28 protein-coding genes are annotated in these 24,182 nt (G+C 56.7%); 15 read left to right on the plus strand and 13 right to left on the minus strand.

The genetic code is table 11. The features are described 5' to 3' along the window. Positions 1 to 220: 220 nt before the first annotated feature. Both C0U40_RS02775 and ttcA read right to left on the minus strand, forming a co-directional pair. On the minus strand, positions 221 to 1,156 hold the full coding sequence (locus C0U40_RS02775) for a LysR substrate-binding domain-containing protein (RefSeq protein ID WP_101654214.1): 936 nt from the start codon (positions 1,154 to 1,156) through the stop codon (positions 221 to 223). A gap of 41 nt (positions 1,157 to 1,197) precedes the next feature. Continuing rightward, positions 1,198 to 2,088, minus strand: coding sequence for a tRNA 2-thiocytidine(32) synthetase TtcA (gene ttcA / locus C0U40_RS02780; RefSeq protein WP_101654215.1), 891 nt, complete (start codon positions 2,086 to 2,088; stop codon positions 1,198 to 1,200). A 331-nt stretch (positions 2,089 to 2,419) separates the two neighbouring features. Here ttcA and C0U40_RS02790 point away from each other — a divergent pair, with 331 nt between their 5' ends. Continuing rightward, complete coding sequence (locus C0U40_RS02790; RefSeq protein ID WP_101654217.1) at positions 2,420 to 2,977, plus strand: hypothetical protein; 558 nt, start codon at positions 2,420 to 2,422, stop codon at positions 2,975 to 2,977. 26 nt (positions 2,978 to 3,003) lie between these two features. Here C0U40_RS02790 and C0U40_RS02795 read toward each other — a convergent pair whose 3' ends face one another. The 4 genes from C0U40_RS02795 to rpmH form a co-directional block, all read right to left on the minus strand. Continuing rightward, positions 3,004 to 4,230, minus strand: coding sequence for an aminopeptidase P family protein (locus C0U40_RS02795; protein ID WP_101654218.1), 1,227 nt, complete (start codon positions 4,228 to 4,230; stop codon positions 3,004 to 3,006). A gap of 173 nt (positions 4,231 to 4,403) precedes the next feature. Beyond that, complete coding sequence (gene yidD / locus C0U40_RS02800; RefSeq protein WP_101654219.1) at positions 4,404 to 4,625, minus strand: membrane protein insertion efficiency factor YidD; 222 nt, start codon at positions 4,623 to 4,625, stop codon at positions 4,404 to 4,406. 92 nt (positions 4,626 to 4,717) lie between these two features. After that, on the minus strand, positions 4,718 to 5,134 hold the full coding sequence (gene rnpA / locus C0U40_RS02805) for a ribonuclease P protein component (protein WP_101654220.1): 417 nt from the start codon (positions 5,132 to 5,134) through the stop codon (positions 4,718 to 4,720). A 19-nt stretch (positions 5,135 to 5,153) separates the two neighbouring features. Further along, on the minus strand, positions 5,154 to 5,288 hold the full coding sequence (gene rpmH, locus C0U40_RS02810; protein ID WP_069298733.1) for a 50S ribosomal protein L34: 135 nt from the start codon (positions 5,286 to 5,288) through the stop codon (positions 5,154 to 5,156). 346 nt (positions 5,289 to 5,634) lie between these two features. On the opposite strand from rpmH, the gene C0U40_RS02815 reads away from it, so the two are divergent. The 6 genes from C0U40_RS02815 to C0U40_RS02840 all read left to right on the plus strand — a co-directional run bounded on the left by C0U40_RS02815 (position 5,635) and on the right by C0U40_RS02840 (position 12,392). Next, positions 5,635 to 6,357, plus strand: coding sequence for a TVP38/TMEM64 family protein (locus tag C0U40_RS02815; RefSeq protein WP_101654221.1), 723 nt, complete (start codon positions 5,635 to 5,637; stop codon positions 6,355 to 6,357). Further along, complete coding sequence (locus tag C0U40_RS02820) at positions 6,357 to 7,790, plus strand: dihydrolipoyl dehydrogenase family protein (RefSeq protein ID WP_101654222.1); 1,434 nt, start codon at positions 6,357 to 6,359, stop codon at positions 7,788 to 7,790. The genes C0U40_RS02815 and C0U40_RS02820 overlap by 1 nt, the downstream gene beginning before the upstream one ends. Positions 7,791 to 7,859: 69 nt before the next feature. Beyond that, complete coding sequence (locus C0U40_RS02825; RefSeq protein ID WP_101654223.1) at positions 7,860 to 9,245, plus strand: sensor histidine kinase; 1,386 nt, start codon at positions 7,860 to 7,862, stop codon at positions 9,243 to 9,245. A gap of 217 nt (positions 9,246 to 9,462) precedes the next feature. After that, positions 9,463 to 10,464 (plus strand): N-acetyltransferase DgcN, encoded by a 1,002-nt coding sequence (gene dgcN / locus C0U40_RS02830; RefSeq protein ID WP_101654224.1) that lies wholly within the window; start codon positions 9,463 to 9,465, stop codon positions 10,462 to 10,464. A gap of 100 nt (positions 10,465 to 10,564) precedes the next feature. Further along, entirely contained in the window at positions 10,565 to 11,533 is a 969-nt protein-coding gene (gene dgcA, locus C0U40_RS02835) for an N-acetyl-D-Glu racemase DgcA (protein WP_101654225.1), read from the plus strand. Positions 11,534 to 11,540: 7 nt separating this feature from the next. After that, positions 11,541 to 12,392, plus strand: a complete 852-nt coding sequence (locus tag C0U40_RS02840) for a D-amino-acid transaminase (RefSeq protein ID WP_101654226.1) — start codon at positions 11,541 to 11,543, stop codon at positions 12,390 to 12,392. Between the two features lie 84 nt (positions 12,393 to 12,476). On the opposite strand, the gene C0U40_RS02845 is transcribed toward C0U40_RS02840, so the two are convergent. Together C0U40_RS02845 and C0U40_RS02850 are read right to left on the minus strand one after the other, a co-directional pair. Continuing rightward, positions 12,477 to 12,770: a DUF1244 domain-containing protein gene (locus tag C0U40_RS02845; protein WP_101654227.1), complete on the minus strand. Its 294-nt coding sequence runs from the start codon at positions 12,768 to 12,770 to the stop codon at positions 12,477 to 12,479. A gap of 19 nt (positions 12,771 to 12,789) precedes the next feature. Then, the gene (locus C0U40_RS02850; RefSeq protein ID WP_101654228.1) at positions 12,790 to 13,524 is read right to left on the minus strand and encodes an N-formylglutamate amidohydrolase; all 735 of its coding nucleotides are present in this window, start codon (positions 13,522 to 13,524) and stop codon (positions 12,790 to 12,792) included. A 148-nt stretch (positions 13,525 to 13,672) separates the two neighbouring features. Between C0U40_RS02850 and pyk the strand changes: the two genes are divergently transcribed. From pyk to pheS, 5 genes are all read left to right on the plus strand, one after another. Then, positions 13,673 to 15,121 (plus strand): pyruvate kinase, encoded by a 1,449-nt coding sequence (gene pyk, locus C0U40_RS02855; RefSeq protein ID WP_101654229.1) that lies wholly within the window; start codon positions 13,673 to 13,675, stop codon positions 15,119 to 15,121. A gap of 23 nt (positions 15,122 to 15,144) precedes the next feature. Then, positions 15,145 to 15,366: a hypothetical protein gene (locus C0U40_RS02860; protein WP_101654230.1), complete on the plus strand. Its 222-nt coding sequence runs from the start codon at positions 15,145 to 15,147 to the stop codon at positions 15,364 to 15,366. A 135-nt stretch (positions 15,367 to 15,501) separates the two neighbouring features. Then, a complete protein-coding gene (gene rpmI / locus C0U40_RS02865; RefSeq protein WP_101654231.1) occupies positions 15,502 to 15,702 on the plus strand; it encodes a 50S ribosomal protein L35 in 201 nt (66 codons plus the stop codon). 13 nt (positions 15,703 to 15,715) lie between these two features. Next, complete coding sequence (gene rplT / locus C0U40_RS02870; protein WP_069298745.1) at positions 15,716 to 16,078, plus strand: 50S ribosomal protein L20; 363 nt, start codon at positions 15,716 to 15,718, stop codon at positions 16,076 to 16,078. 202 nt (positions 16,079 to 16,280) lie between these two features. Continuing rightward, positions 16,281 to 17,354 carry a phenylalanine--tRNA ligase subunit alpha gene (pheS, locus tag C0U40_RS02875; RefSeq protein WP_101654788.1) on the plus strand — a complete coding sequence of 358 codons (1,074 nt, stop codon included), beginning with the start codon at positions 16,281 to 16,283 and terminating at the stop codon, positions 17,352 to 17,354. A 60-nt stretch (positions 17,355 to 17,414) separates the two neighbouring features. Here pheS and C0U40_RS02880 read toward each other — a convergent pair whose 3' ends face one another. Next, positions 17,415 to 17,843: an SRPBCC family protein gene (locus C0U40_RS02880; RefSeq protein ID WP_101654232.1), complete on the minus strand. Its 429-nt coding sequence runs from the start codon at positions 17,841 to 17,843 to the stop codon at positions 17,415 to 17,417. Continuing rightward, the gene (locus C0U40_RS02885) at positions 17,840 to 18,223 is read right to left on the minus strand and encodes an ArsR/SmtB family transcription factor (protein ID WP_101654789.1); all 384 of its coding nucleotides are present in this window, start codon (positions 18,221 to 18,223) and stop codon (positions 17,840 to 17,842) included. Before C0U40_RS02885 ends, C0U40_RS02880 begins: the two co-directional genes overlap by 4 nt. Positions 18,224 to 18,346: 123 nt before the next feature. Between C0U40_RS02885 and pheT the strand changes: the two genes are divergently transcribed. Further along, positions 18,347 to 20,755 (plus strand): phenylalanine--tRNA ligase subunit beta, encoded by a 2,409-nt coding sequence (pheT, locus tag C0U40_RS02890; protein WP_101654233.1) that lies wholly within the window; start codon positions 18,347 to 18,349, stop codon positions 20,753 to 20,755. 142 nt (positions 20,756 to 20,897) lie between these two features. Next, positions 20,898 to 21,332 (plus strand): large conductance mechanosensitive channel protein MscL, encoded by a 435-nt coding sequence (gene mscL, locus C0U40_RS02895; protein ID WP_101654234.1) that lies wholly within the window; start codon positions 20,898 to 20,900, stop codon positions 21,330 to 21,332. Between the two features lie 61 nt (positions 21,333 to 21,393). Here mscL and ald read toward each other — a convergent pair whose 3' ends face one another. Next, positions 21,394 to 22,512, minus strand: a complete 1,119-nt coding sequence (gene ald / locus C0U40_RS02900; RefSeq protein WP_101654235.1) for an alanine dehydrogenase — start codon at positions 22,510 to 22,512, stop codon at positions 21,394 to 21,396. Positions 22,513 to 22,657: 145 nt separating this feature from the next. On the opposite strand from ald, the gene C0U40_RS02905 reads away from it, so the two are divergent. Further along, entirely contained in the window at positions 22,658 to 23,116 is a 459-nt protein-coding gene (locus C0U40_RS02905; RefSeq protein WP_101654236.1) for an Lrp/AsnC family transcriptional regulator, read from the plus strand. Here the strand turns inward: C0U40_RS02905 and C0U40_RS02910 are convergent. Both C0U40_RS02910 and C0U40_RS02915 read right to left on the minus strand, forming a co-directional pair. Next, complete coding sequence (locus C0U40_RS02910; protein ID WP_101654237.1) at positions 23,113 to 23,442, minus strand: AzlD domain-containing protein; 330 nt, start codon at positions 23,440 to 23,442, stop codon at positions 23,113 to 23,115. The genes C0U40_RS02905 and C0U40_RS02910 overlap by 4 nt on opposite strands. Continuing rightward, positions 23,439 to 24,155: an AzlC family ABC transporter permease gene (locus tag C0U40_RS02915; RefSeq protein WP_101654238.1), complete on the minus strand. Its 717-nt coding sequence runs from the start codon at positions 24,153 to 24,155 to the stop codon at positions 23,439 to 23,441. The genes C0U40_RS02910 and C0U40_RS02915 overlap by 4 nt, the downstream gene beginning before the upstream one ends. Positions 24,156 to 24,182 lie beyond the last annotated feature (27 nt).

The raw sequence follows: 24,182 nt of genomic DNA on the forward strand, positions 1-24,182 counted from the left end.
AGGCAAAGGTCAAGGGATAAGGGCTGTATTGCTGCGTTTGGGCGCAGACTGTCTGATGCACAAGGCGTTAGCGGGGGCCGAATGTGTTGACGAAAGAGCAGCTTAGGGCAGGGAAGTGGTGGGGTCTTTCAATAAACGGGGCGGGATCAAAGCCGCGCGTTAAAGCAGGATCAAAGTCAGCTTGAAAGGCAAAGCGCAGGGATTCGCCCCGCGACAAAGATTACCTGCTGGCCAGAATTTCACGGGTTTCTTTTGTTTTCTGCCGGCCTGCTTCTGCAAATATTTGTTCAAGCGCGCTACTGTCCATCGTCTTTTCCATATGACTCTTGCTGACGAAGGAAATGGTCCGTTCCGGTTCGGGGGTGGCAATGCGCAACACGGCCAGCGGACCTTTGGCCCGCGTGTCTTCAAAGGCGATTTCTGGGATCAGCGTTGCGCCATAGCCCGCTGCGGCCAGTCCGGCGAGCGTTTGGAGGCTGCTGGCGCCGATCTGGTTCAGTGTTTCTTGCGTAGCATATTGACAAAAGCTCTTGGCCTGATCCCGCAGGCAATGGCCTTCCGACAGCAACAACAGCTTTAACGGGGCAATGTCGGACAGGGCGATCTGTCCGTCCTTTAGTCCCAGTTCGGCGGCCTGTCCGGCTTCGATCGCCAGAAGAAAGCGGTCTGCAAACAGTTCGCTTTGATGCCACTGGGGGGATTGGACTTCGGTTGCGATGATGCAGGCGTCCAGCTTTCCCTGATCCAGTTCTTCAAGCACCTCATCCGTTGTGCCCTCGCGGATTTGCAGATCGAGCGCGGGCAGACGGGCGTGGATCAGCGGAATGGCTGCGGGCAGCAGGTAGGGGGCAACGGTGGGAATAATGCCGAGCGTGAACGGCCCCTCCACTCCGCGTTGCTGGCGGGCTGAATCTTCCAGCGCCTCCACTTCCAGAAGGATACGGTTGGCCTGCTCCAGTATGCGATGGCCGTATGGCGTGGGGCGGAACGGGCGGACAGTCCGGTCGATCAAAGGGGCCTGAAGTATTTCCTCAAGCTCCTGAATTTTTACCGACAGCGCAGGCTGTGAGACATTTGCCGCATCAGCAGCATGGCCGAAATGGCCGTGGGTGCACAATGCACGGAAGTAGGCGAGGTGTCTCAGGGATATTTTCATAGTCACAGGTTATCAAACAGCGGTGCCGCTGCAAGTTGTGATTATGAAAGGATCGGCGGTGTATCGCCTGCTTTGCCCTGTGTGTCCTGTGCTTCGTCGGCCCCGTCGCCGCTCCGTGACAGTCCCACGAAATCAAACAGTTTCGGGTCCAACAAGTGGCTGGGGCGGGCATTCATCAGGCTGCGGAACATCACCTGACGACGGCCGGGGCTGTTTTTCTCCCAACCGTCGAGGATTTGTTTCACCTGCTGGCGTTGCAATCCGTCCTGAGAACCGCACAGGTCGCAGGGGATGATCGGATAGTTCATCGCGCGGGAAAATTTCTCGCAATCCTCTTCCGCAACATAGGCAAGCGGACGATACACAAAGAGATCGCCTTCCTCGTTCAGCAGCTTGGGCGGCATGGTTGCCAGACGTCCGCCGTGGAACAGGTTCATCATGAAAGTTTCAAGGATATCGTCGCGGTGATGGCCGAGCACCACAGCCGAGCAGCCTTCTTCCCGTGCAATCCGGTAGAGATTGCCACGCCGCAACCGCGAGCACATGGCACAATAGGTGCGCCCGGCAGGGACCTTGTCCTTCACGATGGAATAGGTGTCCTGATATTCGATCCGGTGGGGCACGCCCATCTTTTCCAGAAATTCCGGCAGGACGGTGGCCGGAAAATTCGGCTGGCCCTGATCCAGATTACAGGCGAGGATTTCTACAGGCAGCATCCCGCGCCATTTCAGTTCTGTCAGCGCGGCCAGCAAGGTATAACTGTCCTTGCCACCGGACAGACAGACCAGCCATTTTGCGCCCCGTTCCACCATCCCGAAATCCTCAACCGCTTCGCGGGTTTGGCGAATGATCCGCTTGCGCAGCTTTTTATACTCCGTCGTGGACGGAGCGCCATAAAACAAAGGATGGATGTCTGTGGGTGTATCTAGCATGTCGCGGAGATACCCTTAGAAAAAAATAAAAACAAGCGGTGAACCATTTTGCCCTGTACCGCGTATTGTTTGCAGGTGCTCCTGTGGGTGGGGTGCCTGGGAAGTTGAATGCGAAGGGTCTGCGGCCACAGGTCTTTGATCAGGCCGCGCCACCAGTATCCGGTAATCGGGGTGTCAACGTTGTAGGGGGCATCCTGTCGGATCCGGTTTTCGCTTGGGGGTTCGGGCATTTGTCCGAGCCCGCTTCTCCGTCTTTTCTAAAACCGTGTCAAAAATCACCGCGCTGAGCGGGAATTGACCATATGCTGGTTCCAGAACAGGAGACCGGATCATGGGTGATGTTTCAGCAGTTGATATGAAAGTGCGCAAAGCAGTGATGGAGGCTGACAAGGCGCTTCGGAATCTGGCGAAAGAAGTGTCGCCAGCGGCTTTTGACGTTAAGCTGGAAAAACTCGACAAGGCAAAGATCCTGTCGGCCCGAAAGAAAGTTACGGCCTTTATGGGGAAATACTCCGCCCTGACGCAACTTCAGGGCTCTGCGGTTTATGGCAAGCTGAACCCGCAGAGTCAGGCCTATGTGGACTGGATGGACGGCGTGATGGGCCAGCTTCTGAAGCTGGCGGTCAATCTGGAGAAGGCCGCGAAACTGGCGGGGAAAGATCCTGAAAAGAACCTCAAGATACTTGTTGATACCTCGGCGCGCCGGTTCAAGGAACTGCGAAAGGCGCCCCAAGGGCTCGGCACGCTGGTGAAGGAAATCCAGAAGGATTTCGGACCGGATGCCAAAGGGTTTTCCGGAGTGTCGATCCTGCCGGCACTTATAATGCTATTCATGATCTTTGAAATGATCGCAGCAAAAATAAAACAGCGGCCCAAGCTGAAAGACTAGGCCGCTGTCAGGGGTGGGAAACGCGTTTAGGCAGCGATGATGTTGTGCTCTGGTCCGTAAGGGAATTTCGTAATGTTTTCCGAGCCATCCGCCCCGACCACAAGAATATCGTGTTCACGGTAGCCACCGGCCCCCGGAGTGCCTTCGGGAATGGTCAGCATCGGTTCCATCGACACAACCATGCCTTCAGTCAGCACGGTGTCGATATCCTCGCGAAGTTCCAGTCCGGCTTCGCGCCCATAATAATGGGACAGCACGCCAAAGGAATGGCCATACCCGAAAGAGCGGTATTGCAATAAATCGCGCGACGCAAAGAGTTCGTTGATCTCGGCGCAGATGCCTGAACAGGTCGCACCGGGCTTGATCAGGGACAGGCCCAGTTCATGGGCGTCCACATTGGCCTGCCACAGTTTCAGGGATGCGTCATCCGGCTCTCCGATGAACAGGGTGCGTTCCAGCGCGGTGTAATAGGCGCTGATCATCGGAAAGGTGTTCAGGGACAGGATATCGCCTTTTTGTAACTGCCGCGTGGTCACAGGGTTATGGGCGCCGTCCGTGTTCAGACCGGACTGGAACCACACCCATGTGTCGCGGATTTCGGAATCCGGAAAGGACCGCGCGATTTCCAGTTCCATAGCGTCCCGGCCTGCCATCGCGATTTCAATTTCGGACGCACCGAGCTTGATGGCATCGCGGATCGCAAAGCCGCCATGGTCTGCAACGCGAGCGCCTTCGCGAATCAGGGCAATTTCGGCGGGCGATTTGATCATCCGCTGTGCCATGGATGCGGGCGCGATATCCGCCATGTGATCTACCTCGAAGAAGGACCGCAGCTTGTCTGTCTGCGCCAGAGTCAGGTGATCGCCTTCAATGCCGATACGTTTTGCACCCTGCGCACAAGATTTCACCGCGCGCCAGTAATTGTCCCGTTTCCAGTCTGTATAGACAAGGTTGTCACAGGCCGAACGGCGGGCGGGCTGCCCGCCGTCGATATTGGCAGAAACGGTTGTGGCAGAGTTTTGCGTCACAACACAGGCGTAGGGCCGGCCGAATGCGCAATAAAGGAAGCCGGAGTAATAGGCTATTCCGTGCATTGACGTAAGGATAACCGCATCTAGTTCCATTTCAGCCATGATACGGCGTAGCCCTGCAAGGCGGGCATCGTATTCGGATTGCGCGAAGGGCAACGGGGCCTTTTCGCCATTGGCGAAGGTGAAAAATTCCGGACGGGTCGGGGTGGTGTGCTGGTTCATCTGAGTCTCCTTTGACAGGAGCCGCTATTTTGCTCCTGCAACTTGTTCCGGCGTTCAGAACAGGTTTGAGAAGCACGCTGTCGCGTGTGGGACGACGCCATCGCCCTTACTCGTGGCATAGCAAAGCCTGACGTTATTGCAAAAGACTTTTTAGCGGGTCGTGCGGGAAACGTTCAATCCGGCACATTGTCGATGCCGGAGCCGCCCAGCGGATGACACCGCCCGATGCGTCGCAATGCAAGCCAGCTGCCTTTGAGGCCACCGTGTTTTTCCAGTGCTTCCAGTGCATAGGCAGAACAGGTCGGCTGGTAGCGGCAGCTGAACCCGACGTAAGAGGAAAACGTCTTGCGGTAGGCGTGCACTGGCAGGGACAGTATTCGGGCAAAGGGTGTCATGGGGGAGGCGTAGCACGCGGCGGACCATCCCGCCAGAGATGCTGTGGCATGTGGCGGTCGCCGGATTGGATATTTCAACCAAAAAGAGCGGCTCAGGGAGCAACCTTGTTCAGGGCGTATTTGAGGTCCGCCAGCAGCTTGCTGAATTCCCGCGTGGCGGTGACGTCCTTGCGCCCGATCAGCACATAGTCCCATCCGGCAAGTCCGTGTTCGGGTAGAATCAGACGCGCGACCTCTCTCAGGCGGCGTTTGGCACGGTTGCGCGCGACGGCGTTGCCCACTTTTTTGGAGCAGGTGAACCCGACATTAATCGTGGAGTCGCCATCGTTGCGATTGCGCGCTTGCAACAGGAAGGCAGGAGTGCCCTGTCGCCGCTTGTTATTGCAGGCCAGATACTGTTTGCGCGTCTTCATCACCGACACAGATCGGGAATCCGCGCAAACGGAAACCGCCGGTAGCGTTTCACCGGCATCCTTGCGGTTGCCCTGTGGCGCCTCCGGCGGTGTCAAAACTTAAGAACCGGCTGTCTTATGCGGACAGGTCTTTGCGGCCCTGTGCCCGACGACGGTTCAGGATTTTGCGGCCTGCTTTTGTGGCCATGCGCGAGCGGAAGCCGTGGCGCCGTTTGCGAACGAGATTGCTCGGCTGGTATGTGCGTTTCATTTCGGTTCTCCTGATCGGGTAGCCCAAATCCATAGAGATTCGAGGGCCAGTCTATTCGAGAGTTGGCTTCTAGGGCGTGGGGATTGGTAAGTCAATTCGCAAGAGCAGAAAAAATCTGCATTATTTTCTTCGCAGTATTCGGTAGCGCTTGTCCGGCGTGCTTTCGTCGACGTGTGCCACAGGTAACAATTTACAGCATTGCCACGCGAAGGTCCAGAAAACTGAAACATTTGTTAACGAGTGATCAACGACCTGTGAGCGGGGTATCTTTGGACGACGCAGTACAGCAGATAGGATGCAAAGGGCAAATCTGCCCGTGTGTCTCAAGTCGGAAAGTTTACAGGAAATGAGTGAAAGAACTGTTACCACAGGGCGGATTTGGCCACTTGTCGGAATCGCGCTGGTGGCACTGGTGGGGTTCTTTACCCTGCGCGATGTGCTCAGTTTTGATGCGTTGCGGGACCACCGCGAGACTTTGCTGGCGTGGCGCGATGCGAACTATCTGCTCGCGGCGCTCGGTTTTATTGCGGTTTACGTGGCCGTGGTGGCTTTCTCCCTCCCGGGGGCGGCAGTGATGACGCTGACGGGCGGGTTTCTTTTTGGTATATTCCCGGGTGCATTGTTTTGTGTGATCGGTGCCACACTCGGGGCGACGGCAATTTTTCTGGCAGCTAAAACAGGGCTGGGTGATGCGCTGCATGCGCGGTTGCAGGATCGCCCCGGGCTGATCAACCGCATGGAAGCAGGATTACGTGAGAACGAAGTCAGTTATCTGCTGTTGATGAGGCTGGTGCCGGTCATCCCGTTCTTTCTTGCGAATCTTGCGCCGGCGTTTCTTGGGGTGGGACTGCGAAACTTTATTGTAACAACGTTTTTCGGGATCATGCCGGGATCCGTTGTCTATACTTCCGTCGGTTCCGGCCTAGGTGCTGTATTCGCAAGGGGCGACTCGCCTGATCTGGGGATTGTCTTTGAGCCGCATATTCTCGGGCCGATTCTGGGGCTTTGCGCACTGGCGGCCTTGCCGATTGTGCTGAAACGATTTGTTAAGAAGAAGGATGTAGCGTGATGGCACCCGTTGGAACAAAAGAGACACGAATAGAAGTCGATCTATGCGTCATTGGCGGTGGTTCCGGCGGATTGTCCGTGGCGGCAGGTGCTGTGCAAATGGGCGCGGATGTTGTGCTGGTTGAAGGGCACAAGATGGGCGGTGACTGTCTGAATTATGGCTGCGTACCCTCCAAAGCGCTGATTGCCGCTGGCAAACATGCGCATGCTTTTAACACCGGTGCCCCGTTTGGTGTGGGTGTGGCCGAAGCAAAGGTCGATTTTGCTGCGGCCAAGGATCACGTACACCGTGTGATCGCAGGGATAGAACCACATGACAGTGTGGAGCGGTTCGAGCGATTGGGCGTGACTGTTATCAAAGAGTACGGGAGTTTTGTTTCAGAGACAGAGCTGCGGGCTGGTGATACGCTCATCAAAGCGCGCCGCTTTGTCATTGCGACCGGTTCGTCGCCGTTGGTTCCACCGATTCCGGGATTGGAGGATGTGCCTTATTTCTCCAATGAAACCATTTTTGATCTACGGGATAAACCAGAGCATCTGATCATTATCGGCGGTGGCCCGATCGGAATGGAACTGGCGCAGGCGCACCGGCGGCTTGGCTGTGCGGTGACTGTGATCGAGGGCGACAAGGCGCTGGGCAAGGATGACCCGGAGATGGCCGCGATTGTACTGGAGAATATTCGCGCTGAAGGGGTTGAGGTGATCGAAGGTGCCCAAGCCGAGAAGATCAGCAGTGCAGATGGGACAATTACCGTCCAAACCGGCGATGGGAAACAGTTTACAGGTTCGCATCTTTTGATGGCAGTAGGGCGGAAACCCAACGTGGACCGGCTTAATCTGGAAGCGGCGGGTGTGGAGCCTGCCAAGGGTGGGGTAAAGGTAGATGAAAGTCTGAAGACAACGAACAAACGCATTTATGCGATCGGCGATGTCGCAGGAGGGCTGCAGTTTACCCATGTTGCCAATTACCACGCCGGTGTAATCATCCGCTCGGCGCTGTTCGGTCTGCCATCCAAAGCCAAAACCGGCCACATCCCCTGGGCTACCTATACCGATCCGGAGCTGGCACAGGTCGGCCTGACAGAGGCACAGGCGCGCAAGGAACATGGTGACAAGCTTGAGGTGGTCCGGTTCGATTTCGCCGAGAACGATCGTGCAAGGGCCGAGCTGAAAACACGCGGGCTGGTGAAGGTTATGGTTGTAAAGGGGCGCCCCGTCGGCGCTTCTATTGCCGGTGCGCAAGCCGGTGAGCTGATCCAGATATGGGCGCTTGCCATTGCAAACAAGCTGAAGATGGGGGCCGTGGCCGCGATGGTTTCCCCCTATCCGACACTGGGAGAAGTGAACAAAAGGGCGGCTGGTGCCTATTTCACCCCGCGACTCTTTGACAATATCTGGGTGAAACGCTTTGTCCGCTTTGTACAGCGTTTTTGATCTGGTAAAAGGCGACGTGCGTATCTTATACGGCGGGTCTGTTTTCCAGATACATGTTCAGGGGTCAGGATGTTCCTAAGATCACTCTCCGGACGATTTCTTCTGCTGACGATTATATTCGTCATGCTGGCCGAAGTGCTGATCTTTGTACCCTCTGTTGCGCGATTTCGTGTGGACTACTTGCAAGAGCGTCTTGAACGCTCCCAGATCGCATCATTGTCCTTGCTGGCAACGGCCAATGATATGGTGGAGCCGGAACTGGAAGCGGAATTGCTGGAAAATGCTGGCGTATTAAACATTGTTCTACGCCGTAACCAGATGCGCGAACTGATCCTTAGTTCGCCCATGACGGCGATGGTGGACGAGACCTATGATCTGCGGGACGCCACTGCACTGACCCTGATCCGCGATGCTTTTGCCACCATGCTGGAGCCGGAAGAGCGTGTCATCCGCGTGATGGGGGCGCCAGTGAAAGGCGCTGGCCTTTTGATCGAAGCAGCGATGGATGAAGCCCCGTTGCGGGCCGCGCTATGGGATTACGGACGCCGGATATTGCTGCTTTCAGCGGTGATTTCAATTGTGACTGCCGGGCTTTTGTTTCTTGCAGTGCGCCGCTTTATGGTGCGTCCGATGGAGCGTCTGGTGCGACAGATCAAGAATTATGGGGATGCGCCCGAAGACAGCCGCCGCATTATCCAACCCAAAGCGACCGTAGCCGAACTTTTTGAAGCGGAAACAGCGCTGCAGGGGATGGAAATCCAGCTCAGCCAGTCGCTGCGCCAGAAAGAAAGGCTCGCCGCGCTGGGCGGCGCGGTTTCCAAAATCAGCCATGACCTGCGGAATATCCTGACGACGACACAGCTTCTGGCTGACCGGATGGAGAACAGCCAGGATCCCGGAGTTCAGAAGATCGCGCCGAAGCTGCTGAACAGTCTTTCCCGCGCGGTGAACCTCTGTGAAAGCACGCTGACCTATGGCAAGGCGCAGGAAGTTGCGCCGAACCGGCGTCCCTTTGCGATGGATCATCTGCTGGAAGACGTGGTCGAAGCCGAGACACTGGCGATCGGGAACGGGACAGTTGAGATCGTCGCCCTGCCTGCTCTCGGGATGGAGGTGATCGCGGACGAAGAACAGATCTACCGCGTGGTCAGCAACCTTGTACGCAATGCCCGTCAGGCGATGGAAACGGCCTCTGGCGGGCGGATTGAGATTGAAGGACGGGAGCAGCCGGACGGCTGGGAAATCCACGTGCGCGATACTGGTCCGGGCCTTCCGGAAAAGGCGCTCGACAATATCTTCAAGCCGTTTGAGGGTAATGTGCGCAAGGGTGGTACTGGCTTGGGTCTTGCCATCTCTGAAGAACTGGTGGCAGGGCACGGCGGCAAACTGGAACTGGTTGAAAATTCGGAAAAAGGCGCGGCTTTTCGTGTCTGGTTGCCCCGCGGAGACGGGTGAAACCCCACGCCGCTCCGGATTGCTCTGTTTTGTTGTTTCTACCATGACAATGCCGCGCGTGAATGCGAACACTTCGAATATTCTTCGGCTCTAGTCAAAATAAATCGAATAATATCCCAAAAGACGCGACGTCGGTGGTGCAATGGTCAAAGTAATTCCTCCAGCCCTCGGTTAAGTTCCGGTTAAACACTGCCCTATAGATTCGAAGGAAACCGCTATGATTGAGACGCCGTATTTGTTGTTCCTGGGCGATGCGCCCGATGGTCTTGCTGCGAAGGTTGCACAAGGTATCAAGGACTGGCGTCCCGATGCGTCGCTCGGCCAGTATCGTATGGAAGGCTGCAAAGCCGACATGGGCATGCCGGACATGACCATTGACGAGGCTGTCGCCGCCGGTTGTAAAACGCTGGTGATCGGCGTGGCGAACCGTGGCGGGGTGATCTCTGCCGCATGGAAGGAAGTACTGGTAGAGGCGCTGAACAAAGGCATGGATATTGCCAGCGGTCTGCACAATCTGCTGCGGGACGAACCTGATCTGGTAGCCGCGGCCAAGGCCAATGGCCGGACCCTGCACGATGTGCGGATTCCGTCTGTGCAATACCCGATCGCAAACGGCAAGAAGCGCAGCGGTAAGCGGGTTCTGGCTGTCGGGACAGACTGTTCGGTTGGCAAAATGTACACAGGCATCGCGATGGAGCGGGAAATGCTGGAGCGTGGCATGAAAGCCACCTTCCGTGCGACCGGCCAGACTGGCATCCTGATCACAGGCAGCGGTGTACCACTGGACGCTGTAATTGCCGATTTCATGGCCGGTTCGGTGGAATATCTGACCCCTGACAACGATGACGATCACTGGGATCTGATTGAAGGACAGGGTTCGCTGTTCCATGTGTCCTATTCCGGTGTGACCATGGCGCTGGTGCATGGCGGCCAGCCTGATGCGCTGATTCTGTGCCACGAACCGACCCGCACCCACATGCGCGGTCTGCCGGAATATCAACAGCCGAGCCTGTCAACCCTGCGCGACACAGCCCTGCCGCTGGCGCAAGTGGCCAATCCTGCCTGTAAGGTTGTCGGCATTTCGGTCAACACGCAGCATATGTCCGAAGACGAAGCCAATGCCTACCTGCAACAGGTCGAAGCCGAGATGGGCTTGCCAACGGTTGATCCTTTCCGCCATGGTGCCGGTCGTCTGGTGGATGCGCTGGACGCAGTTTAAAGCCGAATTCTGACGGTCCGTCCATTTGTGCCGGGCCTGTTGCAACACTATCCGAAACGGTTCCGGGCAATGTTCGGAACCGGTACGAAAGGACGACTCCGTGCAAATTACAGTTACCCCCGATGTCTTCAAACTCGCGCAGGTGTTTACCATCGCGCGGGGCTCCCGGACCGAGGCCAAAGTGCTGACAGTGCGGGTGACGCAGGACGGGGTGACAGGCTGGGGCGAATGTGTGCCCTATGCCCGCTACGGCGAAACGCTGGAGTCTGTGACCGACCAGATCAACAGCCTGTCCGGTGAAATCGACCGCGAAGGCCTGCTTGACATGCTACCAGCCGGTGCTGCGCGGAACGCAGTAGACTGTGCGCTTTGGGATCTGGAGGCCAAGACCGCCGGAAAACGGGTCTGGGAACTGGCCGGACTGCCCGCGCCGAAACCGGAAATCACCGCCTATACCCTGTCGCTTGCCAGCCCTGCAGAAATGGAGAAGCAGGCGGCAGAGAATGCGTTCCGCCCGTTGCTGAAAACCAAACTGGGCGGCGGCGAGGAAGACGTGGCCCGCATCGAAGCGGTGCGTCGCGGTGCCAAGGACGCCCGTATTATTGTGGATGCAAACGAAGGCTGGACGCCCGACCTTTATAAGACGCTTGCCCCTGTTCTGGTGCGTCTTGGTGTGGAAATGGTGGAACAACCGCTGCCCGCCGGTGAAGACGATGCTTTGCTGGAACTGCAACGTGTCCTGCCTGTTTGTGCGGATGAAAGCTGTCATGACAGCGCGTCCCTGTCCCATCTGGCTGGGAAATATGACATGGCGAATATCAAGCTGGATAAAACCGGTGGTCTGACTGAAGCATTGCGCCTGCGCGAAGCATCCCTTGCGGCGGGCTATAAGGTGATGGTGGGCTGTATGGTCGGATCGTCCCTTGCGATGGCGCCAGCGACAATCGTAGCGCAGGGCGCGGCGGTAACTGATCTTGACGGTCCCCTGCTTCTGGCGCAAGACCGCGAGGAACCTTTGAAATTTGACGAGGCTGGGGTCTATCCACCTTCAGCCGCACTATGGGGATAGAAAGACCATGAGCCGTATTGTTTACCTGAACGGGGAATATCTGCCGGAAGAAGAGGCTAAAGTCTCGGTATTTGACCGTGGCTTTCTGATGGCCGACGGTGTGTATGAAGTTACGTCCGTTCTGGATGGCAAGCTTCTGGAATTTGAAGGCCACCTGAAGCGGCTGGAGCGGTCTTTGTCAGAGCTGGACATGGACAAGCCGGAAGGTTTTGACGACCTGCTGGACATTCACCGCGAACTGGTAAAGCGGAATAATGTGGAACAGGGCGGCGTCTACCTGCAAATCACCCGCGGTGCGGCGGATCGGGATTTCGTTTTCCCCAAAGACGCAAAGCCGACGCTGGTTCTGTTCACACAGTCCAAACCGCTGCTCGATACGCCTGCTGCGGAAAACGGGATTTCGGTGATCTTTGCCGATGACATCCGCTGGGGCCGCCGCGATATCAAGACGGTGCAACTGTTGTATCCGTCCATGTGCAAGATGATGGCGAAAGCGGCTGGTGCTGATGATGCGTGGCTGGTGGAAGACGGTTTCGTGACCGAAGGATCTTCGAATAATGCCTATATCGTCAAAGGCAACAAGATCATCACACGGGGGCTGTCCAATGACATCCTGCACGGGATCACCCGCGCGTCGCTTCTGAAATATGCCGCCGAAGCGCAGATGGAAATCGAAGAGCGCAACTTTACACCGGACGAGGCCCGCGATGCGGATGAGGCGTTTATCTCCTCGGCCTCTACTTTTGTGATGCCGGTTGTCAAGGTGGACGGTGCTGTGATCGGGGATGGCAAGCCGGGTTCTGTATCCAAACGGCTGCGGGAAATCTATGTGGACGAGAGCCGCAAGCGGGCGATCTGATCACCACCGCCGGCTCCTGAGTATTTGGGGAACATTGAAGCCCCGACCGGACGAGCGCCTGAATGTCAGGCGCTCGTTTCCGTTTCAGCCGTGGCTGTCTTTGAAAGCAGCTTTCTGCTGATCGCTGGCTTCTGTCTGGTACTTGTCTTTCCAGTCTTCAAAGGGCATGCCGTAAAAGGTTTCGCGGGCTTGGGCCTTGTCCATCTCGATGCCCTTTTCGTTTGCAGCTTCCTGATACCAGCGGGACAGGCAGTTGCGGCAGAAACCGGCAAGATTCATCATGTCGATGTTTTGCACGTCGGTACGGTCCTGCATCAGGTGCTGTTGCAGGCGGCGGAAAGCGGCGGCTTCAAGTTCGATCTTGGTTTGGGCGTCCATTTCACAAGTCCTTTGGTTGTTACAGTCGGGATATGGCGGCTTGCAGGTGGGGAACAAGGTAGCTTGCCCATTTTTCCTGCCCTTCCGGCGTGGCGATGAGATCCTGCCGCAGTTCCAGCAGAGTGTGGAACAGGCCGTTTTGTAAGGCGTGCTGGTCCATCGTATCCCCCGTCAGATAGCCGGTATAGGGAACATTGTCACCGGTGGTGACGCTGGTGTCTCGGGCGAGTTCTGCCAGCAGATGCTCGGACAGGCGGCGGTCATCGTTGGAGAGCACGCCAATTTCCCACGGGCGGGGCGGGCGCCCGCGCAGTTGTGGCGTGAAACTGTGGACCGAGATCAGCACCGGACGGTCCTTCTGGCGGACCAGACGGGCAACTTCGGAGTGATAGGGGCGGTGGCATAGGGCCATACGCTTTTCCAGTTCCTCTGCATCCGCATAGCGGTTTGCCGGGATCAGTGTGCCGTCATAAAGCCGCATCAATAGGGTCGGATCATCCGCGCCGCGGTTCGGGTCTATCACCAGACGGGAGAAATTGGAGCAGATTACCGGTGCATCCAGCATCCGCCCCAGATGTTCGGACACGCCGGCTGCGCCTATATCATAGGCAATGTGGCGGTTCATGTCTTCGGCGGGCAGCCCGAGATCTCCTCCGGCTATTTCCGTGGGAACTGTATTTGCTGCGTGATCGCACAGGATGATTATATTGGCCGGGCGGTTTTCGCCGCTTGTTACAAAAGGGAAATATTTCATATACAGATGCCTGTTACCGAGATACGGCCAGAAATACGCGCAAGCGGGAGAAAGAACCAGAGCACAGGGTTCGATTTGCCATGAGGTTTTGGGCAGACATCCTGTGACAACCTGCTATAGAAGATGCGCAAAGAAAAAGGATACACCAATGCGACGGATGAGAAGCGTAAAAATCGTGGCCACTCTGGGCCCTGCATCAGAGACTTATGACATGATCCGGGCATTGTTCGAGGCCGGAGCAGACGTATTCCGCCTGAACATGAGCCACGGCTCCCATGAGGAAATCCGCGAGAAACACCAGACCATCCGCGATATCGAGCGTGACCTTGGCCGCCCCATCGGCATTCTGGCCGATTTGCAGGGTCCGAAGCTGCGTTGCGGTGTCTTTGCAAACGATGACGGCGAGATGCTGGAAGAGGGGGCTTCCTTCCGGTTTGATCTGGATGAAACGCCGGGGGATGCAAATCGCGTCTGCCTGCCTCATACAGAGATTTTCGAAGCGCTTGAGGTTGGCTCCACCCTGTTGGTGAATGACGGCAAGATCCGTCTGGAAGTTACTGAATGCGGCGCGGATCACGCCACCTGTAAGGTGGTTGTGGGCGGGCAGATTTCCAACCGCAAAGGGGTGAACGTGCCCGATGTGGTGCTGCCACTGGCTGCGCTGTCGGAAAAAGACCGTGCCGATCTGGAGTTCGTGTGCGAGTTAGGTGTGGACTGGCTGGCGCTGTCCTTTGTGCAGCGCCCCGAAGATGTTCTGGAGGCGCGGGAACTGGCTGCCGGAAGGGCTTCTTTGATTTCCAAAATTGAAAAGCCTGCCGCAGTAAAGTCCTTTGATGCCATTCTAGAAGTCAGCGACGGAATCATGGTCGCGCGCGGTGATCTCGGGGTTGAACTTCCGGTCAGTCAGGTGCCACCGATCCAGAAACGTCTGGTGCGCCGCTGCCGCACGGCGGGCAAGCCGGTGATTGTGGCGACACAGATGATGGAAAGCATGATCGAGGCGCCTCTGCCGACACGGGCCGAAGTCTCGGATGTGGCGGCGGCGATCTATGAAGGGGCCGACGCGGTGATGTTGTCCGCAGAATCCGCTGCCGGCGCCTATCCGGTGGAAGCTGTCCGCACCATGAGCAGTGTGGCCGAGGAAGTAGAGGTCGATCCGACCTTCCGCCAGATTCTGGAAGCGTCGCGCACTGCGTCGCGGAATTCCGTTGCCGAGGCGATTACCGTAGCGGCGCGGGAGGTGGCCGAGACCACCGATATTAAAGCGATCTGTTGCTTCACCCATTCCGGTACGACAGCTATGCTGGCTGCGCGCGAACGTCCGCAAGTTCCGATCCTTGCCCTTACCCCGCTGGTGAATACCGCACGGAAGCTGACGCTTGTCTGGGGATTGCATTGCGTTGAAACGAGCGAAGTCGGGCGCTTCAAAATGGCGGTGGTCAGTGCGGCACGGGCGGCGCGGAACTATAATTTTGCCAAAGACACCGACAGGATCGTGGTGACAGCGGGCGTGCCGTTCAACCAGCCTGGCTCTACCAATATTCTGCGGGTTGCGCCGGTGCAGGAGAAGCTTATCTTCGGTAGCGAAGATGACTAACTAACGACGCGGAGCCGTTCCAAATGCCTTATGATTACCAACTCGTCGGTGGTGCGGTTCTGGTTATTCTCAGCCTTGTTGGGATAACCAATGCGATGGTAGAGCGGCGTTCACCCCTGTTTGGCATTATTGCCTTTCTGATGGGGGTGGGGCTGCTGGTCTGGGGCTGGCTGCTTTCGGGGTGGGAGATGAACCCTTCGGACCTGCCCGCAGCGGTGTACCGGCTGATTGCAGAGTGGAAATAGGCAAAACCTGCATATTCCGGTGATCTTTGCCCTTGCAATAGGGGGCAGCCGCGCCTAAAAGCCAGCTTCTACTGCGCGTCCGGCCGGAGGGCTGCCGAGTCGCGTGTCCGACCAACTTCTAGACTGGAGACGGAAATGCCCAAGATGAAGACCAAATCAAGCGCCAAGAAGCGCTTCAAAGTGACGGCCTCTGGCCGCGTTCTGGCTGCTCAGGCTGGCAAACGCCACGGCATGATCAAACGTTCGCGTAAATTCATCCGTAACGCACGTGGGACAACCACATTGTGCAAGGCGGACGAGAATATCGTGAAATCATACATGCCATACGCGCGCTAAGGAGATCTGAACCATGTCACGTGTAAAAGGGGGCGCAGCGTCCCACGCCCGTCATCGTAAAGTTATCAAAGCGGCAAAAGGCTATTACGGCCGTCGTTCCACAGCGTTCCGCACCGCGACACAGGCTGTCGACAAGGCGAACCAATACGCGACCCGCGACCGGAAAAACCGGAAACGGAATTTCCGCGCATTGTGGATCCAGCGCATCAACGCTGCCGTTCGTGCCCATGACGAAGCTTTGACATACTCGAAGTTTATCAACGGTCTGTCCCTGGCAGGCATCGAAGTTGACCGTAAGGTTCTGGCTGATCTGGCCGTTCACGAACCTGAAGCGTTTAACGCGATTGTTGATCAAGCCAAAGGTGCAATGGCCTAAGCTGCCATTCGGTTTTGAGAATTCAAAAGCCCTGCACCTCTGGTGTGGGGCTTTTTTCTTGCCGCCAGCCCTGAAGGGCTGGCTGTTTCGGGGCCTCCGGCGGGGATATTTGAAGAAAATGGATGGTGCCTGTCGGGTTGCAAAAAACCGGCGATATGGTAGCCATGCGGCGAATGTTTGAAGGATACAGTCGATGGACGGTTTGGACGCTGTTAAGGCGAAATATCTTGGCGGGATAGCAGAGGCTGCGGATGATTCCGCGCTGGAAGAACTGCGTCTGGCTGCTGTAGGCAAAAAGGGCGAAGTGTCCCTGAAAATGCGCGAGTTGGGCAAGATGACTCCGGAAGAGCGGCAGGTGGCCGGTCCGGCACTGAACGCGCTGAAGAATGAAATCAACTCCGCGCTGGCGGCCAAGAAAGAAGCGCTGGAAGATGCAGCCCTGAACGAGCGGTTGCAAGCTGAATGGATTGATGTGTCCCTGTCGGGCCGTCCGCGCCGCGAAGGCACAATTCACCCTGTTTCCCAAGTCACCGAAGAAATAACCGCGATTTTTGCCGATCTCGGGTTCTCCGTGGCCGAAGGGCCGCAGATCGAAAGCGACTGGTATAACTTTGATGCGCTGAACATCGCGCCGGAGCATCCTGCCCGTCAGGAGCATGATACGTTCTATATGCACCGCGATGAAAGCGACGAACGTCCGCCCCATGTGTTGCGTACGCACACCAGCCCTGTGCAGATTCGCCACATGGAGAAGCACGGTGTGCCCTGTCGCATCATCGCGCCGGGCCGTGTGTACCGTGCGGACTATGACCAGACCCATACGCCGATGTTCCACCAGATCGAAGGTCTGGCGATCGACAAGGACATCTCTATGGCGAACCTGAAATGGGTTCTGGAAGAATTCTTTGCCGCTTTCTTTGATCTTGACGGGATCAAGACCCGCTTCCGTGCGTCCCATTTCCCCTTCACAGAGCCTTCTGCCGAGGTGGACATCCAGTGTTCCTGGGTGGACGGTCAGTTGCGCATTGGCGAAGGTGACGGCTGGATGGAAGTGCTCGGTTCCGGCATGGTGCACCCCCATGTGCTGCGCTCTGCGGGGGTGGACCCCGATCAATGGCAGGGCTTTGCCTTTGGCATGGGGATCGACCGTCTGGCGATGCTGAAATACGGCATTCCGGACTTGCGTGCCTTCTTTGACAGTGATCTGCGCTGGCTGCGCCACTACGGGTTTTCCTGCCTTGACCAGCCGAGCATTCATGCTGGCGTGAACCGCTAAGACATAATGAAGGCCGCGTATCCCACCGGATACGCGGCCTTCATTTGGTTTGATTGGTCTCTAACTCTCGGCGATTGCCATTTCACGCATCTTGGCGAAATGCTCGTCCCATCCTTTATCAAGCGCTTGAAACAACGGTAACGCGGCATCGCCCGCGGCTGCCTTGATGCCTGCGTGCTCCAAATGCAACCTTGTTCCACCTGCGGTTTCGCTCAGAGTCCAAGTCAGGGTTGTTTCACGCCCCTCGAACGGGCCGATCACAAAAGTGGTCACAAGGCGGTTTGGCGCATCCATTTCTAGCACGCGGCCGGTTATCAGGGGTGTCTTGCTGCCGTCATCTGCTGTTGTCAAAAGTTGGTAGTCGCTGCCCGCTTCAAGGTCACTGGCTGCCGGATGATACCATGTTCCAAGTTTTTTTGCGTCTGTCAGATAGGTCCAGACCACAGCAGGGGGCGCGGCGAAGAACACTGTTTTTTCCAAGGTTGTCATTTAGAATTCCATTCTTTGTCAATTGCGCTTGAAAGCGCGGTGAGGCGGGCATCCCAAAGTTCATCGAAGAAGGAGACCCAGTCAGAAACGGCCTTCAATGCAGCCGGTTCAAGGTGATTGATGCGTTCGCGCCCTTGCGGGGTGACTGAAATAAGGTTCCCCTCTTGGAGAACCCGAAGGTGTTTTTTGACGGCTGCGCGGGTCATATCAAAATTCCCAGCGACCTCTGCGATAGACAGGTCTTTACTCCGAAGCAGCAGAAGGATCTCCCGTCTTGTGGGATCTGCCAAAGCGCGGAAAGTGGATTGAGGGTTAATGGTTTGATGGGTTTGCACGTGCCTGTCCTGAGTTATTTCTAATGTAGTACCAAAAGGTTTCATAAATTGCAATACCATTTGGTTTCATAATTGCGACACTGCGCGGTCGCCTACGACGTTCGGCCTTTTATTTTGAGGGGCTTTGGGATATTCGGACGCGGTACACGAGTTAATGGACACGAACCGATGAAATTCACACTGTCTTGGCTAAAGCATCACTTGGACACAGATGCATCTTTGGATGACATCCTTTACGCGCTGACCGATTTGGGATTGGAAGTGGAAGATGTCGTAAACCCGCTGGACAAGCTGAAGGATTTTACCGTCGCTTACGTGAAAGAGGCGGAGAAGCATCCGGACGCGGACAAGCTGCGGGTCTGTCAGGTGGAAACCGACGATGGTGTGCAACAGATCATCTGTGGTGCGCCAAATGCGCGGGCGGGTATCCGCGTGGTTCTGTGTAAGCCGGGCATGTATGTGCCGGGGATCGATACCACCATTGGCGTTGGCAAGATTCGTGGCGTGGAAAGCTTCGGGATGATGGCCTCCGAGCGGGAGCTGGAGCTGTCCGAGGAGCATGACGGGATCATTGAACTGTCAGGGGAGCCCGCTGTCGGTTCTAAATTCGTTGACTGGCTGGCGGAGAACCAGCCGGAAAAAATCGATCCGGTAATTGAAATTGCGATTACTCCTAACCGTCCCGATGCGCTGGGTGTGCGGGGCATTGCGCGGGATCTGGCGGCGCGGGGGCTCGGCACGCTCAAGCCGGTTCCGACACCGGAAATCAACGGCAGCTTTGCCAGCCCTGTGTCTGTGTCCATTGACGATGACACACTGTCGGGCTGTCCGGTGTTTTATGGCCGCCTGATCAAAGGTGTCAAAAACGGCCCGTCTCCGGCATGGCTGCAATCCCTTCTGAAAGCTGTGGGGCTGCGCCCGATTTCCATGCTGGTGGATGTGACCAACTTTTTCACCATGGACCATAACCGGCCGCTGCACGTGTTTGATGCGGATAAGGTTGCAGGCAACCTGCGGGTGCACCGCGCTTCTGGCGGTGAGAAGATCACCGCCCTTGATGACAAGGAATACAGCCTGAGCGCCGGAATGATGGTGATCTCCGATGATAACGGGCCGGAAAGCATCGCCGGTATCATGGGGGGCGCGGAGACTGGCTGCACCGAGGATACGGTCAATGTCTTTGTGGAAAGCGCCTATTGGACACCGACGGAAATCGCCATCGCCGGTCGCAAGCTGAAGATCAATTCCGATGCGCGTTACCGGTTCGAGCGGGGTGTTGATCCTGCCTTCACACCAGACGGGCTGGATCATGCGGTTAAAATGATCCTCGACCACTGCGGCGGGGAAGCCTCTGACGTTATCGTTGCAGGTGCGGTGCCTGATGTGTCCCGCCAGTACAAGCTCGACACGGATCGCGTGCAGTCTCTGGTCGGGATGGAAATTCCTGCTGAAACCCAGGTGTCCACATTGCAGGCGCTCGGCTTTGAGGTTAACGGCGATCAGGTGACGCCGCCAACATGGCGTCCCGATGTGCTCGGCTCTGCGGATCTGGTGGAGGAAGTGGCACGGATTGCGTCTCTGACCAAACTGGAGCCGAAACCGATGCGGCGTGCCGTCGGGGTGCAAAAACCGATCCTGACACCGATGCAAAAGCGCGAAGCACTGGCGCGTCGCACTGTTGCAGCGCTTGGCTATAATGAATGCGTGACCTATTCCTTCATCGACAAGGCCAGTGCCGAGCTGTTTGGCGGCGGATCTGACGCGGTGATGCTGGGCAACCCGATCAGCGCGGATCTCAGCCATATGCGCCCCTCTTTGCTGCCCGGCCTGCTGGCGGCGGCGGCCCGTAATCAGGCCCGCGGCATCGCAGATATGGCTTTGTTTGAAGTCGGACCTGTGTTCCACGGCGGTGAGCCGGAAGAGCAGGAAGTGCTGGCGACAGGTTTGCTCGTTGGGCACACCGGCCCGCGTGATCCTTTCGGTGCCCGCCGTGCCGTAGATACATATGATGCCAAGGCCGATGCCGAAGCTGTGCTGTCTGCTATCAGTGCGCCTGACAAGTTGATGGTGCTGCGGGGCGCGAACAACTGGTGGCATCCGGGCCGTTCTGGAAAACTGTCACTTGGCCCGAAAAATGTGCTGGCGGGTTTCGGAGAAATTCACCCCAAAGTGCTGAACGCGATGGGTGTAAAAGGTCCGGCGGTAGCTTTCGCCGTTCATATCGCCAAACCGCCGTTTCCGAAAAAGAAGGGAACCACCCGCACAGCGCTGAGCTTCTCGGATTTGCAGGCCGTTGATCGGGACTTTGCTTTCGTTGTGGATGAGAAAGTAGAGGTTCTGACGCTGCTGAATGCTGCCAAAGGTGCGGATAAGGCGTTGATTTCCGATGCTTCCGTGTTCGATTTGTTCAGCGGTGCAAAGGCAGAGGCACAAATGGGAGAAGGCAAAAAATCCGTTGCGATTACAGTGCGCCTGCAACCAAAGGACGCGACTCTGACCGACAAGGATATTGAGGCGGTTTCTGCCAAGATTATCGAGAAAGTCAGCAAGGCTACCGGCGGTGTCCTGCGGGGTTAACCGGCGACATCTTCAAAGTACTCTGAAAGGCCCGGACCAGTGTTCGGGCTTTTTGTTGATAGAAATACTTGTCTTTTCTTATGGTTTTGGAAGATAGTGTCCCTGCGTTGGGGTATCACCGAAAAAAACAAACGGGGACGGTATGTTAAAAGAATTCAGAAACTTTATTGCCCGCGGCAATGTCATGGATATGGCTGTCGGGATTATTATCGGGGCGGCTTTCACCGCTATCGTAAAGTCCATGGTGGACGATTTGATCAACCCTTTTATCGGGTTGTTCACCGGCGGTGTCGACTTTACCAACCAGTTTATCGTTCTGAGTGGTGACGGCACATATGAAAGTCTCGCCGAAGCGCGCGAGGCCGGAGCGGCCGTCTTTGCTTACGGTTCCTTTATGATGGCCGTAATCAATTTCCTGATCATCGCCTTCGTCGTGTTTCAGCTTGTGCGCACTGTGAATAAAGTGAAGGAAGCTGCCGCGAAGAAGGACGAGATGCCAGCGGAAGAAGCCGCACCTGCGGGACCGTCCGAACTGGAGGTCTTGCTGGAAATCCGCGATTCTCTGGCGGCCAAGTAACCTTAGCCAGACCGTAAAACGGAAAAACCCGCCGGTGTGGCGGGTTTTTTATTGGGCAGGTTTATGATTTTATGGCCACTTTCGGAGAGATCACATCAATCCCCAAAGCCTTGCCAACGGCATAATAGGTCAGTTTGCCTGCATGGGTGTTCAGCCCGTTCATCAGGTTCTCGTCGTCCTCGCAGGCTTGACGCCAGCCCTTGTCAGCCAGTGCCAGCATATGGGGCACAGTGGCGTTTCCAAGCGCAATGGTCGAAGTCCGTGCTACAGCACCGGGCATGTTGGCCACGCAGTAATGCACGATCCCGTCCACTTCATAAATCGGCTCGTCGTGGGTGGTCGCCTTAGAGGTTTCAAAGCACCCGCCCTGATCAATCGCCACATCCACCAGAACCGAACCCGGTTTCATCAGGCCAAGCTGTTCGCGGCTGATCAGTTTTGGTGCGGCGGCGCCGGGAATAAGCACCGCGCCGATCACCATATCCATGCGCGGCAGCAGTTCAGCCATAGCGCCCTGGTCGGAATATTGTGTTGTCAGGCGGCCCATGAATACGTCATCCAGATAGGACAGACGTGGAACCGAACGGTCAAGCACAGTGACATTCGCGCCCATTCCCACGGCTACGCGGGCCGCAGCCGTGCCCACAACGCCGCCCCCTATAATCGCAACATTCGCGGGGCGCACACCGGGCACGCCGCCCAGCAGAACGCCGCTGCCGCCATTGGCTTTTTGCAACGCCCAAGACCCTGTCTGTGGCGCCAGACGACCTGCGACTTCTGACATAGGGGCCAGAAGGGGCAATCCGCCCCGATTGTCGGTCACGGTTTCATAAGCGATAGCGGTCACTCCACTGTCGAGCAGATCTTTCGTTTGCGCTGGGTCGGGAGCGAGGTGCAGGTAGGTATAGAGAATCTGGCCTTCGCGTAATTGTTTGCGCTCAACCGGCTGGGGTTCTTTGACTTTCACGACCATTTCTGCGCGGGAGAAGATTTCTGCGGCGGTACCCACGATTTCCGCGCCGACTTCGATATAGGCTTCGTCCGGAAAACCGGCGCCGAGTCCGGCGTTGGTTTCGACGATAACAGAATGGCCGTGCGAAATAGCTTCGAGGGCGGCAGAGGGTGTGACCCCCACACGATATTCCTGGTTTTTGATTTCTTTGGGGCAACCGATAAGCATGGTGATCCTCCTCTGTGCGGTGCTGATTTGCCCAATTGTTAAGCATTTCTTGCAACACATGCGATTCAATCTGTTGTGTTCAAATTGCAATTTTTCGAATAATATTCCGCCTAGCGTCCCTAAAATCAAGAAAGCTTCGAACTCTGTGAAACTTGACGAAATAGACCGTCGAATCCTGACGGCCCTGCAAAAGAGCGGCCGGATGTCCAATTCCGAGCTGGCAGACAAGATTAACCTTTCGGCCTCTGCCTGCCACAGGCGGGTGCAGCGGCTGGAATCCGAAGGCGTGATCCGCAACTATGTTGCCATGCTTGATCCACGGGCTGTCGGACGGCGGACGACGGTCTTTGTAGAAATTTCCCTGCAAGGCCAGTCGGACGAGACACTTGCCGCGTTCGAGCGCGAGGTCGCGCGCGTGCCCGATGTGCTGGAGTGTCATTTGATGGCGGGTACGGCAGATTATCTGCTGAAGGTGGTTGCAGCGGACACGGATGACTATGCACGTATACACCGCCAGCATCTGGCGCGGCTTCCCGGTGTGGCGCAGTTGCAGTCCAGTTTTGCCCTGCGTACCGTGTTCAAAACCACGGCCTTACCGCTTTAGCCCAGCAGGTACTGCACCGCGTAAAGGGTGATCAATCCGCTGAAGATTGCCCAGAGCGCGGATTTGCGCCACATGCCCATGGCAAAGGCCATCAAAGCCGCCAGCAACCGTGCAGGGTCAGGTTCTCCTCCGGTGCCGGAGGGCCACAGGATCAGCGGTGCGATCAGTCCGGGCAGGATGGCAACGGCGGTATAGCGCAGGTGGCGTAGTGCCCACTGGGGCAGTTCGCGGTCCCCGAGCAGTCCGAGAAACGACCAGCGGATAAAGAAGGTGCCAAAGGCCATACCCGCGATCACGATCCAGATTTGTGTTTGATCAAGGGTCATGACTTGCGCCGCTCCAGCCAGAGTTCGGCTTGCGCGCCCACTACCATCGCGATGGCCGCGGCGATCAATAGACCAAGGGAAAAGGGTATCCAGCTAAGGGCCAGTGCCGCAACCACCGATGTCACAGCCGCCAGCACATGGGGCAGGGTGCGCAAGGCAGGGGCGATAATGGCGATGAAACAGATCGGCATCGCAAAATCGAGCGAAAATTCCGGCGGAATCGCTGCCCCGAAAGCAGCGCCCAGATAAGTGGATAAAATCCAGAAGGGTGTAATCGCAAGGCCACCACCGATGAAATAGGCAGAGCGTTGCGCAACAGTCCATTGCGTTTCAAGAGGAAGCCGGACGCTGGCCACGCCGAAGGTCTGGTCCACGTTGAAATAGGCCAGCAATAGTTTCGTCCTTCCCCTTGCCTTGCCCAGATAGGGGACAAGAGCGGCAGAATACATCGCCATACGCAGGTTCACCGCCAGTGCGGTGGCCAGAATGATCAGGGTCGGCGCGTGTTCTTCTATCAGGATCAAAGCGGTAAACTGCGCAGCCCCTGCGATCACCAGAACGGTCATCGTCATTGTCTGGATCAGGGACAGGCCAAGTTCGGTTGCGGCCACTCCGAACATAAGCCCGAAGGGCGCTGCAACCAAAATAAACGGGGCGCAGTCGCGATAGCCTTCCCAGAAGGCGGATTTGGATATGGTTTGTTCTGAAGTCATGATGTTACTGTGCAACGAGTATGTGAG

Source organism: Neptunicoccus cionae, assembly GCF_002860325.1.
GTDB classification, from domain to species: Bacteria; Pseudomonadota; Alphaproteobacteria; order Rhodobacterales; family Rhodobacteraceae; genus Amylibacter; species Amylibacter lutimaris.